Here is a 12,677-nt window from a genome sequence, read left to right on the forward strand (position 1 = left end):
GCAATGACGCGAACACTCCCGGCACGACCACGACGCGCGACGGCCGCAGCCGTCGCCCTGGGCATGGTGGCCCTCGCCGCCTGCGGCAGCAGCGGCTCCGCCGACGGCGACTCCGAGGCCGCGAAGGGCAACGACGCCGGAGCGATGGCCGACTACGCCGTCGGCGACCAGTTCACCGCGACCGAGCCGCTGTCGTTCTCGGTGCTCTACAGCGACCACCCCAACTACCCGATCCAGGACGACTGGCTGCTGTGGTCCGAGCTCGAGGAGCGCACCGGCGTCACCCTCGAGCCGACCGTGGTCCCGATGAGCGACTACGAGCAGAAGCGCAGCCTGCTGGTCGGCGCGGGCGACGCGCCGCTGATCCTGCCCAAGACGTACCCGGGCCAGGAGGCCGCCTTCGTCGCCTCCGGCGCGATCCTGCCCGTGAGCGACTACGTCGACCTGATGCCGAACTACCAGGCGAAGGTCGAGGCCTGGGGTCTCGAGCCGAACCTCGACACGCTGCGCCAGGAGGACGGCAAGTACTACGTGCTCCCCGGGCTGCACGAGGCCGTGTGGCAGGACTACACGATCGCGGTGCGGACCGACATCATGGACGAGCTCGGGCTCGAGGAGCCAGCGGACTGGGACGAGTTCCGCGACATGCTCGCCGCCATGAAGGAGGCCTACCCGGACGTCTACCCGCTGTCCGAGCGCTTCAGCATCCCGACCCCCGCCGGCAACCTGCTCAACCTGCTCGGCATGACCTACGGGACCTCCGCCGGCTGGGGCTACAACAACCAGCAGTGGGACCCCGAGACCGAGGAGTTCGTGTTCCCGGGCACCACCGACGAGTACCGCGACATGCTCGAGTACCTGCACGGGCTCGTCGAGGACGGCCTCATGGACCCGGAGAGCTTCACTCAGGACGACGACACCGCCATCTCCAAGCTCGCCAACGGGCGGTCCTTCGCGATCAGCACCAACGCCCAGACCCTCGTCAACGACTACCGCCCGGCCCTCTCGGCGACACTCCCCGACGCGGAGATCGCCAAGATCCGGCTGCCTGCCGGACCGGCTGGTGACGTGGTCAGCGGCACCTCGCTGCTCGAGAACGGCATCATGATCAGCGCCGCCGCGGCCGACGACGAGAACTTCGTCGCGATGATGCAGCTCATCGACTGGCTCTGGTACTCCGACGAGGGCCAGGAGCTCGCCAAGTGGGGCGTCGAGGGCACCACCTACACCAGGGACGCCGACGGCACCCGCGTGCTCGACCCCGAGATCGACTTCATCGGCCTCAACCCCGGTGCCCCGCAGCACCTGCAGAAGGACTTCGGGTTCTCGGGCGGCGTGTTCGCGTACGGCGGCACGACGGACCTGCTGTGGTCGACGTTCTCCGACGAGGAGGTCGCCTTCCAGGAGGGCATGGCCGACAAGGAGGTGCTGCCCCTGCAGCCGCCGTTCCCGCTCGACGAGCTCGAGCGCGAGCAGGCGACCCTGCTCGAGACCCCGCTGCGCGACACCGTGCAGCAGGCCTCCCTGCAGTTCGTCCTCGGTCAGCGCGACCTCGCCGACTGGGACGCCTACGTCGCCGAGATCGAGGCGAAGGGGTCGACGCAGTACATCGACCTCGTGAACTCCGCCCACGAGCGCTACGTCGCCGAGAACGGCTGACAGCCCGCCCGGCCGCGGCACCCGCGGCCGGGCGAGCACCCCGGTGCGGCGGCGACGCCGTCCCCACCCACCACACCTGAGCCGCACCCCTCGACCTCTCCGGGAGACCCCCTGTGCGCACGATCGTCCCTGACACCTCGACCGCCCTCCTCGGCGACTCCTGGCGTGCCTGCGTCGGCACCGGCCGCATGGAGCTCGCGCTCCGACGCGACTACCAGGACTCCCTCGCGCTGGTGCAGCGCGAGATCGGGTTCCGGCACATCCGCGGGCACGGCCTGCTGAGCGACGGGATGGGCATCTACCGCCCCTACGAGGTCGACGGCCGGGCAGGGATCCGGTACTCCTTCACCTACCTCGACCAGGTGGTCGACGCATACCTGGCCGTCGGGGTCCGTCCGTTCCTCGAGCTCGGGTTCATGCCCGAGGCCCTCGCCTCCGGCGACGCCACGGTGTTCTGGTGGAAGGGCAACATCACGCCACCGACGTCGTACGAGGCCTGGGCCGACCTGGTCCGCGCGACCCTGCGCCACCTCGTGGACCGCTACGGCATCGAGGAGGTGAGCACCTGGCCGGTCGAGGTGTGGAACGAACCCAACCTCGACGCGTTCTGGCTCGACGCAGACCAGCAGGAGTACTTCCGTCTCTACGGGGTCACCGCCCGCGCCGTCAAGGACGTGGACCCGCGGCTGCAGGTCGGCGGTCCCGCGATCTCCCCCGGGGCCGACGACTGGTGGGCGCCGTTCCTCGCCCACGTGGAGGCCCACGACCTCCCCCTCGACTTCGTCAGCTCGCACGCCTACGCCACCGGCCCGGCGCAGCACGTACCCTTCGGCGTCTACCAGACGCTCCGCGACGCCGACCACCTGCTCGAGCAGCTCGCGGCCCCGGGCGCGCACCTCGCCGGGACCCCGTACGCCGACGTCCCCGTGCACATCACCGAGTACTCGTCGTCGTACCGCCCCGACAACCCCGTGCACGACACCGCCTACAACGCGGCCTACCTCGCCCCGGTCCTCGCGGCCGGCGGCGACCTCGTCGACTCCTTCTCCTACTGGACCTTCAGCGACGTGTTCGAGGAGGTGGGCATCCCGACGGCGATCTTCCACGGAGGGTTCGGGCTGCTCACCCACCGTCAGGTGAAGAAGCCGACCTTCCACCTCTTCGCCTTCATGGCCCGCATGGGCCAGCACGTGCTCGCCCGCGGCGAGGACCACCTCGTCACCCGGCACGACGACGGGCGGGTCACCGTCCTCGCGTGGCAGCCGGTCCACGGGACCGACGGACCGGCTGCGCCCGCCCGGCACGAGCTGCGTCTGTCGGTCCCCGTCGCCAGCGCGACGGTGGCCGGCGAGGAGCACGAGCCCCACCGGCCCGCGCCCCAGACCGTGCTCGTCGACCGGTCGAGCGTCGACGAGACCGAGGGCAACGCCTTCACCGCCTGGCAGCACATGGGCCGCCCGGCCCACCCGAGCGAGCGTCAGGTCGAGACGCTGCGCGCCCTCGCCGAGCCGCTCCGCCGGCACGCGAGCCTGCCGGTGGTCGACGGCCGCGCCGACCTCGACCTCGTCCTCGGTCGCCACGGCGTGGCCTTCGTCGAGCTCACGCCCGTCGTCGACGAGACGCCCGGCTGGCTCGACGACCGACGCATCGTGGGCCAGGACGAGGTGGCGCGGTGACGCTCCTCGGGGCGCGGCCCGCAGCGCACCGCGACGGCACCGACCTCGGCGACGGCCTGCTCGCCCGCGTCGCGGTGCTCGGCTACCGGCTCGTGGTCCTCGAGGTGCTCATGCTCGTGAGCCTCGTCCCGGCCCTCGCGGTCGCCACGCTCCTCGAGCGCGACCCGAGCAACGTGCCGGTGCTCGTCCTCGCGCTGCTGCCCGTCGGCCCTGCGCTGTCGGCCGCGCTCACCGTCCTCGCGCGGCCCGAAGAGCTCACCGACCTCGCCACCGGTCGCCGGTACGTCGCCGCCTACCGTCGCGACGCCCTGCCGGTGCTGCGGCTCTGGGCACCGCTGGTCGTCGGGCTCTCGGCGCTCTCCTTCACGCTCGTGCACCTCGACGTCGCCGGCGTGCCGGCCTGGTGGGGCGGTGCGCTCGTCACGGTCGGCGTGCTGGCCCTCGTGTGGGGGCTCGACGCCGTCGTCGTGGCGACGTTCTTCTCCTTCCGCACCCGGGACGTCGCCCGCCTCGCCGGGTACCTCGTGGGCCGCCGCCCGCTCACCTCCCTCAAGCACGTGTCCCTCGTCGTGCTGCTCGCCGGGACCACCTACCTCACGTCCGACGTGGTCCCCGTGCTGCTCGCCCCCCTCGTCGCCGCCGTGCTGCTCAGCTCGAGCGCACGCCTGCGCACCGACGTCACCCAGGAGTTCACCGCATGACCCTCCCCCAGACCGACCACCTTCCCTACGGCGGCGACTACAACCCCGAGCAGTGGGGCACCGACGTGTGGGACGACGACTACCGTCTCTTCGACGCCGCCGGCATCACCACCGTCACCCTCGGGGTCTTCGCCTGGGCGCACACCCAGCCGTCCGCCGACACCTACGACTTCTCCCGGCTCGACGCGATCGTCGACCGCGCGACCGCCGAGGGCCGGCTGATCTGCCTCGCCACGGGCACCGGCGCCCAGCCGCCCTGGCTCGCGACCGAGTTCCCCGAGGTGACCCGCGTCGACTTCGAGGGCCGCCGCCACCTGTACGGGCAGCGCCACAACGCCTGCCCGTCGTCCCCGGTCCACCGCCGCCTCGCGGCCGAGCTCGCCCGGCGCGTGGCCGCCCGGTACGCCTCCAACCCCGCCGTGGTCGCCTGGCACGTCAACAACGAGTACGGCGGCGAGGGCGGCGCCTGCTACTGCGACCACTGCGCCGCGGGCTTCCGCGACTGGCTCCGCGAGCGGTACGGCACCCTCGAGGCCCTCAACCACGCGTGGTGCACCACGTTCTGGTCCCACACCTTCACCGCGTGGGAGCAGGTCGTGCCGCCCTCGGCGCTCAGCGAGCACTGGCGCGGCCCCGACCACACCGCGTTCCAGGGGATCACGCTCGACTACCGACGCTTCACCACGGACGCGATGCTCGCGTGCTTCCTCGACGAGAAGGCCGCGATCCGCGAGTCCAGCCCCGACGTCCCGGTGACCACCAACTTCATGGGCATGTTCCGGCCCCTCGACTACCACCGCTGGGCGCCGCACCTGGACTTCGCGTCGTGGGACAACTACCCGCCCGACGCCCGGTCCCAGGCCAGGATGGGGTTCACCCACGACCTCATGAGGGGCCTCAAGGACGGTCAGCCGTTCTGGCTCATGGAGCAGACGCCGAGCGTCACCGCGAGCCGCGACGTCAACTCGCTCAAGGCCCCCGGCGTCATGGCGTCGTGGAGCTGGCAGGCCGTGGCGCACGGGGCCGACGCGGTCCTGTACTTCCAGATGCGCGCCTCGCGCGGGGCGAGCGAGAAGTACCACGGCGCGGTGATCGGGCACTCGGGGCGCTCCGACACCCGGGTGTTCCAGGAGGCCGCCGCGCTCGGCGCCGACCTCGGTCGCGTCGGCACGCTGACCCTCGGTGCCCGCACCCGCGCCCGGGTCGCCGTGCTCTTCGACTGGGACTCCTGGTGGGCGCTCGAGATGTCCGACGGGCCGTCGCGCCGGGTCCGCTACCAGCAGGTGGTCCTGGCGTACCACCGCGCGCTGTGGGACGCGAACGTCGACATCGACGCCGTCGCCGTGACCGCGGACCTCAGCGGGTACGACGTGGTGGTCGCGCCCGCGCTGCACATGGTCAAGGGCGACCTCGCCGAGCGGCTCACCGCCGTCGCCCGGCGGGGCGGGACGGTAGTCACCACCTTCCTGTCAGGTCGGGTCGACGAGGACGACAACGCCTTCCTCACCGACGTCCCCGGTCCGCTCGCGCCGCTCGTCGGCGTGCGGGTCGACGAGTGGGACGCGCAGGAGGCCGACGTGGTGAACCCCGTGCTGCTCGACGACGGGTCGGGCGAGGTCGGGGGGTCGGTCGAGGTGGCGTCGACGCTGCTCTTCGAGCTCGTGCTGCCGCAAGGTGCCGAGGTGGTCGGGCGGTACACCCGCGACTTCTACGCCGGGACCGCCGCCGTGACCCGCAACCGGGTGGGCGACGGCCAGGCCTGGTACGTCGGCGCGGGCCTCGACGCCGAGGGAGTCGCCTGGGTCCTGCGGCGCGTGCTCGACCGGCACGGGCTCGTGGGACCGCTGGCCGACGTCCCCGACGTCGAGGTGACCACCCGGCACCAGGACGACGGCAGCCGGGTCACCTTCGTCATCAACCACCGCGACGAGAGCGTCGAGGTGCCGGCCCCGGTGAGCGGCGACGAGCTGCTCGGGGGCACAGCGCTCCGCGCGGGCGACCTGGTGATCCTCGCGCCGCAGCAGGTGCTCGTGATCTCGACGACGACGGAGGACTGAGATGATCCCGCAGACCGAAGGTACCCACCCCGCCTGGCTCCCCGACGCAGCACTCGTGCACCTGGCCGCGGCCGACGCCGTCGTGCTCGGGGACGGCCCCCTCGTCGACACCGTCCGCACCGAGGTCGCGCACGCCGCCACCCTCGGAGGAGGAGAGACCGCACCGCGCCCCGCCGGTGGCGCGTCTCCCGACCGTCTCGTCCTCGCGCTGCTGGACGCCGTCCCCGACGACGCACCCGAGCAGCTGCGCGAGGCCGTCGACCTCGTCCAGCGGGCTCCCGGGGACGAGGGGTTCGTCGAGGTCCGCCGCACCGGCGCCGCCGGCACGACCGTCACGATGCTCGCCACGACCGGGCACGGGCTGCTCCACGCGTGGTTCCACCTGGTCCGTCAGGGGGCGGCAGTCCTCGGCGTGCGGCCCGAGGGCGATCGATCAGGCGCCCAGGCGTCCCTGCGCGTCGAGGCGCACGAGCCCGCGCACGCCCTGCGGGTCCTCGACCACTGGGACAACGTCTCCGTGCACCCCGTGATGGGGCAGGTCGAGCGTGGGTACTCGGGCGGCTCGCTGTTCTACGACGACGGGGCGCTCCGACCCGACCTCGGGCGGGTGCGCCAGTACGCCCGGCTGCTCGCCGCGTCCGGCGTGAACCGCGTGGCCCTCAACAACGTCAACGTCGGTCGGCGCGAGGCGCAGCTGCTCACCACGCACCTCGACGACGTCGTGGCGCTCGCCGACGCCTTCCGGCCCTACGGCATCCGGGTGCACCTGTCGGTGAGCTTCGCGTCGCCCGTGGTGCTCGGCGGTCTCGGGACAGCCGACCCCGTCGACCCCGAGGTCCAGGCGTGGTGGGCGCAGACGGCGGCGGCTGTGTACGCGGCGGTCCCAGACTTCGGCGGGTTCGTGGTGAAGGCGGACTCCGAGGGACAGCCCGGCCCGTTCACGTACGGCCGGGACCACGCCGACGGCGCGAACATGCTGGCGCGGGCGCTCGGCCCGCACGACGGGGTCGTGCACTGGCGGGCCTTCGTGTACGACCACCACCAGGACTGGCGGGACCGCTCGACCGACCGGGCACGCGCCGCGCACGACCACTTCGCACCGCTCGACGGGCGGTTCGACGAGAACGTGGTGCTCCAGGTGAAGCTCGGGCCGGTCGACTTCCAGGTGCGCGAGCCGCTCTCCCCCGTCATCACGGTGATGCCCCAGACCCGGGTCGCTGTCGAGGTGCAGGTCACGCAGGAGTACACAGGGCAGCAGCAGCACGTCGCCTACCTGGCACCGCAGTGGACCGACGCCATGCAGACGCGGCCGTGGGGAGACGACGGACCCGCGGTCCACGACGTGACGTCCGGCCGTGCGACGCTCGCCCGACGCGGGATCACGGGCGGCGGCCTCGCCGCCGTGTCGAACGTCGGGCAGGACGTGTTCTGGACAGGGCACCCCTTCGCCCAGGCGAACCTCTACGCCTACGGGCGCCTCGCCTGGGACCCGACGCTCACGGCCGAGGCGATCCTCGACGAGTGGGTCGGGCTGACCTTCGGTGACGCGCCCGACGAGCTGCGGACGACGGTCCGCGACCTGCTGTCCGGGTCCCTCGACGTCTACGAGCAGTACACCGCACCCCTGGGTGTCGGCTTCATGGTCAGCCCGACGCGCCAGCACTACGGCCCGGACGTCGACGGGTACGAGTACACGGCGTGGGGTACCTACCACTTCGCCGACCGGGACGGGGTCGGGGTGGACCGGAGCTGTGCGACGGGCACCGGGTACGCCGGTCTCTACCCGCCAGGGCTCGCGGCGACCTACGAGTCGCTCAGCACGTGCCCCGACGAGCTCCTGCTGTTCTTCCACCACGTCCCGTACTCGCACCGGCTGCACTCCGGTACCACCGTCGTGCAGCACATCTACGACACGCACTTCGCGGGGGTCGAGCGCGTCGAGGAGATGGTGACCGCGTGGGAGAAGGTCGCGCCGCTCGCCGACCCAGCCCTCGCGGGACGCGTCGGTGAGCGCCTCGCCGAGCAGCTGCGGTCAGCCGTCGAGTGGCGCGACCAGCTCAACACGTACTTCTTCCGAAAGTCCGGTGTGCCCGACGGGCGAGGGCGGCGGATCTACTAGATCCGGCTCTCGACCAGCGGGTCGCCCGCAGGTGGGAGAATCCTCGGGTGGCCCGTGTCGACGAACTCCTCGACGTCCTCCTCGCCGGAGGACGACGCTCTGGACAGCTGACGCACGTCGAGCACATCCCGGCGCGCGAGGGCACACAGGCCGACTGGCCGGCCTGGGCCGACCCGTCGCTCGTGTCCGGGTACAAGGCCCTCGGCGTCGACCGCCCGTGGGTGCACCAGGTCGAGGCGGCCGAGGCCGCGTGGGCCGGGAAGCACACCGTCGTCGCGACGTCGACGGGGTCCGGCAAGTCACTGGCCTTCTGGCTGCCCGCGCTGACCTCCGTGCGCGGCGACCGTGCCGGGGCGGCCTTCGACCCCGGGCGCATCGAGTCCGCGCGCGACCGCGGGTCCGTGCTGTACCTCAGCCCGACCAAGGCGCTCGCCGCCGACCAGCTCGCGTCGGTCACCCGGCTGCTCTCGGCCTCGAAGGCTCGCGACGTCCAGGTGGACACCTGCGACGGTGACACCCCGTTCTCCGCGCGGAAGTGGATCCAGGACCACGCCGACGTGGTCCTCACCAACCCGGACTACCTGCACTTCTCGATGCTGCCGAACCATGCCCGGTGGGCACGCTTCCTGCGGTCGCTGCGGTATGTCGTCGTCGACGAGGGGCACGCGTTCCGCGGGGTGTTCGGCGCGCACGTCTCCCTGGTCCTGCGGCGCCTCCAGCGCCTCGCCGCCTACTACGCGCCGAGCTCGGCGACGCGCGGCAGCGGGCGCACCCGCACCGCGGTGCAGCACCGCAGCGCGAGCGGGCTGCTGCTGCCGCGCGTCGGGCCGACCTTCGTCGTGGCCTCCGCGACGACCGCCGACCCCGCGGTGAGCGCCGGTCGGCTGGTGGGCGTGGACCCGTCCGAGGTCGTCGCGGTCACCGAGGACGCCTCCCCGGCGGGACGCAAGACCTTCGCCCTGTGGGAGCCGCCCGAGCTCCCGCGGTACGACGCCGCAGCGTTCACGCGCTCGCGTGCCGAGCGTGCCGACGGTGACGCGGCGGTCGCGGCGCTGGTCGACGACCCGTGGGACGTCGGCGGCGCTCCGGGGGACCTCGGTCTCGTCGACGACCTGGGTCTGGTCGACGACGCGGACGCCGTCGACGCCGAGGGCGACCAGGACCGGCCGCGCCGCTCGGCGACGGCCGTCGCCGCGGACCTGCTCGCCGACCTCACCGTCCACGGCGCGCGCACCCTGGCCTTCACGCGCTCCCGCCGTGGCGCCGAGTCCGTCGCCACGACCACCCAGGAGCACCTGCGCCCGGTGGACCCGTCGCTGCCCGGGACGGTCGCCGCCTACCGCGGCGGGTACCTGCCCGAGGAGCGCCGCGCGCTCGAGGCAGCGGTGCGCTCCGGTGAGATCCGTGCGCTCGCGACCACCAACGCCCTCGAGCTCGGGGTCGACATCTCCGGGCTCGACGCGGTGCTCATCATCGGCTGGCCGGGAACCCGGGTCTCCCTGTGGCAGCAGGCCGGGCGCGCCGGCCGTGCCGGGGCTGACGGGCTCGTCGCCTTCGTCGCGCGCGAGGACCCGCTCGACACCTTCCTCGTGCACCACCCCGACGCGATCTTCCGGACACCCATCGAGGCCACGGTCTTCGACCCGACCAACCCCTACGTGCTCGCCGGGCACCTCTGCGCAGCAGCCGGTGAGCTGCCCGTGCGCACCGAGGACCTCCCGCTCTTCGGGGGCGACGCCGCCCGTACCCTGCTCGACCAGCTCACCGAGCGCGGGACGCTGCGGCGCCGCAGCTCGGGCTGGTTCTGGACGCACCACCAGAACGCCGCCGGGTTCACCAACATCCGCGGCGAGGGCGGCACGCCCGTGTCCGTGGTCGAGTCGGCGACCGGACGGCTGCTCGGCACGGTGGACGCCGCCGCGGCGGACGGCTCGGTCCACACCGGCGCGGTGTACGTGCACCAGGGCGAGACCTTCGTGGTCGAGGACTACAACCTGGTCGACTCGGTAGCCCTCGTGGGCCGTGAGGACGTCGGGTACGGGACGTGGTCGCGGTCGATCACGTCGATCGACGTCATCGAGGAGACCGACCACGTCGACTGGGGCTCGGAGACCTCGGCAGACGGCCGACCCGCCGTCGAGTGGGGCTTCGGGACCGTCGAGGTGCACCACCAGGTGGAGAGCTTCCAGCGCCGGCGGGTCCCCTCGCAGGAGGTCCTCGGCACCGAGCCCCTCGACCTGCCCGTGCGGACCCTGCGCACGGCCGCCGCCTGGTGGACCGTCTCGGCCGAGCTGCTCGAGGCCGCGCAGGTCGACGCGGACCAGGCGCCGGGCGCGCTGCACGCCGCCGAGCACGCGTCCATCGGCCTGCTCCCCCTGCTCGCCACCTGCGACCGGTGGGACCTCGGCGGCGTCTCGACCGCGATGCACGTCGACACCGAGCGGGCCACCGTGTTCGTCTACGACGCGTTCCCCGGCGGTGCCGGCTTCGCCGAGCGCGGGTACCACCTCGCCCAGACGTGGCTCGCCGCGACCCGCGAGGCCATCGCCACCTGCTCGTGCGCCACCGGGTGCCCGGGCTGCGTGCAGTCCCCTAAGTGCGGCAACGGCAACAACCCGCTCGACAAGGCCGCCGCGGTCAGGCTGCTCGACGCGGTGCTGGCGCAAGGGCCGGGGAGTGCTGTGGGCGGCGGAGCGGGCCTGGGAGTGCCCGACAAGGAGTGACGAGGCGACGCACTATCACTCTTTCGTGACTTAAGGAGTGATAGCGCGATCGCTTATCACTCCTTAGCGCCCTAGGGAGTGATAACGTCGAACCATGTCACTCCCTACGGTCGACCCCTCAGGCAGCCACTCGTGGCCGCCGATCGGTCGCGAGGAGCTCGGGTGGACGTCGACGATCCCCGTCGACCTGCTCTCTCGCAGGGCTCGCGACCGTCTGCGCAACCCGTACATGGCGGCCGTGGTCCCGGAGATCGGCGACCTGACCCCCTCCCTCTCTCGGTCCGTCGCCGAGGCGGCGGAGGACGCCACATCGGCGATCCGGGCCTTCGACGCCGACTCGGGCCACGACGTCGCCCCGTTCGCAGCGGTCCTGCTCCGGTCGGAGTCGGCCTCCTCCTCGCAGATCGAGAACATCACCTCGGGCGCGAAGCAGATCGCCCTCGCCGAGATCCACGAGGAGTCCCGGGCGAACGCCGCGCTCGTGGTGAGCAACGCGGACGCGATGCGTGCAGCCCTGGCACTCGCCGACGAGATCTCCCCGGACTCCGTCCTCGCCATGCATCGCGCGCTCCTCGGGGCGAGCGCCCCGGACATCGCCGGCCGCTGGCGTGACTCCGCGGTCTGGATCGGCGGGAACGGATACTCGCCCCACGGAGCGTCGTTCGTCGCTCCCGCCGCCGGACGCGTGGTCCCGGCGATCACGGACCTGGTCCGCTTCTCCGCCAGGAACGACCTGCCGGCGCTGACCCAGGCCGCCGTCGCCCACGCGCAGTTCGAGACGATCCACCCGTTCCCGGACGGCAACGGGCGGACGGGTCGCGCCCTGGTGCACTCGATGCTGCGACGGCGAGGAGTGACCCGCGCGGTGACCGTCCCGGTGTCAGCGGGGCTGCTCACCGACACGGATCGGTACTTCGCTGCGCTCACGGCCTACCGCGAGGGCGACGTCGACCCGATCGTCGAGACGCTCGCAGATGCCGCCACGGCGTCCGTCGCCAACGGGCGCCTCCTCGTCACCGACCTTCGAGAGCTTCGTCTGACGTGGGCGGACACGATCTCGGCACGGTCCGACTCGTCCGTGTGGCGCATCGTCGACCTGCTGCTCCGCCAGCCCGTGATCAGCACCGCCGTCGTCATGGACGCCGTGGGGATCAACCACACGAACGCCTCTCGGGCGATCGACCGGCTCGTCACCGCAGGTGTCCTCGCCGAGGTCGGAGGGCGCAGGCGGTCGATGCTCTGGCAGGCGACCGGCGTCCTCCACGCGCTGGACGCCTTCGCGGCACGCACGGGACGCCGGGCCGTGCCCGACCGGACCTAGGGTCATGACGGACCTAGGGTCATGACCATGAAGAGCACGACGACCACGACCTTCACGAGCCCCAGAGGGAGCAGACGATGAGTTCCTGGCCGCTGTGGGTGCAGTGGGCGCTGCTCCTCCTGGTAGGCGGGACCTTCCTCGGGAGCTCCTGGAGGCTGACCCTCTCGCAGGCCCGGGCAGAAGGGGTCGCACCTGCGACGTGGGGCAGGAGAGCCCGGATGGTCTTCGGGGCGTTCCGCATCGGCGACTGGGCTGCCGTCGCGCTCCTCGTGCTGTTCCTCGGCGAGGTCGTCTTCCGGACCGTCTCCGGGGCCTGACCCGCCTCACCCTCGGCTCCCGCGAGACGCGACCTCCGGCCGGGCGAGCCCCGAGGCTGCTCCACGACCCGCCCCGGGAGATGATGGGGGCAGACGTCCGTGCC

The 12,677-nt window shown here is 72.5% G+C and carries 8 protein-coding genes; all 8 read left to right on the forward strand.

Going from position 1 to position 12,677, the window contains the following annotated elements:
* Positions 1-3: 3 nt before the first annotated feature.
* The 8 genes from SKED_RS16300 (at position 4) to SKED_RS20120 (ending at position 12,573) form a co-directional block, all read left to right on the forward strand.
* A complete protein-coding gene (locus SKED_RS16300; RefSeq protein ID WP_012868280.1) occupies positions 4-1,659 on the forward strand; it encodes an ABC transporter substrate-binding protein in 1,656 nt (551 codons plus the stop codon).
* Positions 1,660-1,772: 113 nt separating this feature from the next.
* Positions 1,773-3,335 carry a GH39 family glycosyl hydrolase gene (locus tag SKED_RS16305; RefSeq protein ID WP_012868281.1) on the forward strand — a complete coding sequence of 521 codons (1,563 nt, stop codon included), beginning with the start codon at positions 1,773-1,775 and terminating at the stop codon, positions 3,333-3,335.
* Positions 3,332-4,036, forward strand: a complete 705-nt coding sequence (locus SKED_RS16310; RefSeq protein ID WP_012868282.1) for a hypothetical protein — start codon at positions 3,332-3,334, stop codon at positions 4,034-4,036. Before SKED_RS16305 ends, SKED_RS16310 begins: the two co-directional genes overlap by 4 nt.
* Complete coding sequence (locus SKED_RS16315; RefSeq protein WP_012868283.1) at positions 4,033-6,093, forward strand: beta-galactosidase; 2,061 nt, start codon at positions 4,033-4,035, stop codon at positions 6,091-6,093. The genes SKED_RS16310 and SKED_RS16315 overlap by 4 nt, the downstream gene beginning before the upstream one ends.
* Before the next feature lies 1 nt (position 6,094).
* Positions 6,095-8,212 carry an alpha-glucuronidase gene (locus SKED_RS16320; RefSeq protein WP_012868284.1) on the forward strand — a complete coding sequence of 706 codons (2,118 nt, stop codon included), beginning with the start codon at positions 6,095-6,097 and terminating at the stop codon, positions 8,210-8,212.
* A gap of 47 nt (positions 8,213-8,259) precedes the next feature.
* Entirely contained in the window at positions 8,260-10,935 is a 2,676-nt protein-coding gene (locus SKED_RS16325; protein WP_012868285.1) for a DEAD/DEAH box helicase, read from the forward strand.
* A gap of 94 nt (positions 10,936-11,029) precedes the next feature.
* A complete protein-coding gene (locus SKED_RS16330) occupies positions 11,030-12,256 on the forward strand; it encodes a Fic family protein (protein ID WP_012868286.1) in 1,227 nt (408 codons plus the stop codon).
* A 77-nt stretch (positions 12,257-12,333) separates the two neighbouring features.
* On the forward strand, positions 12,334-12,573 hold the full coding sequence (locus tag SKED_RS20120) for a hypothetical protein (protein WP_143755799.1): 240 nt from the start codon (positions 12,334-12,336) through the stop codon (positions 12,571-12,573).
* The last annotated feature ends 104 nt before the right edge of the window (positions 12,574-12,677 follow it).

This window comes from Sanguibacter keddieii DSM 10542, from assembly GCF_000024925.1.
In the GTDB taxonomy this organism is placed as follows: Bacteria; Actinomycetota; Actinomycetes; order Actinomycetales; family Cellulomonadaceae; genus Sanguibacter; species Sanguibacter keddieii.

What these genes read in the sequence shown, in the direction of transcription:
- SKED_RS16300 (WP_012868280.1), top strand. Translation starts at nt 4, where the DNA reads ATGACGCGAACACTCCCGGCACGACCACGACGCGCGACGGCCGCAGCC.
- SKED_RS16320 (WP_012868284.1), top strand. Translation starts at nt 6,095, where the DNA reads ATGATCCCGCAGACCGAAGGTACCCACCCCGCCTGGCTCCCCGACGCA.
- SKED_RS20120 (WP_143755799.1), top strand. Translation starts at nt 12,334, where the DNA reads ATGAGTTCCTGGCCGCTGTGGGTGCAGTGGGCGCTGCTCCTCCTGGTA.
- SKED_RS16330 (WP_012868286.1), top strand. Translation starts at nt 11,030, where the DNA reads ATGTCACTCCCTACGGTCGACCCCTCAGGCAGCCACTCGTGGCCGCCG.
- SKED_RS16315 (WP_012868283.1), top strand. Translation starts at nt 4,033, where the DNA reads ATGACCCTCCCCCAGACCGACCACCTTCCCTACGGCGGCGACTACAAC.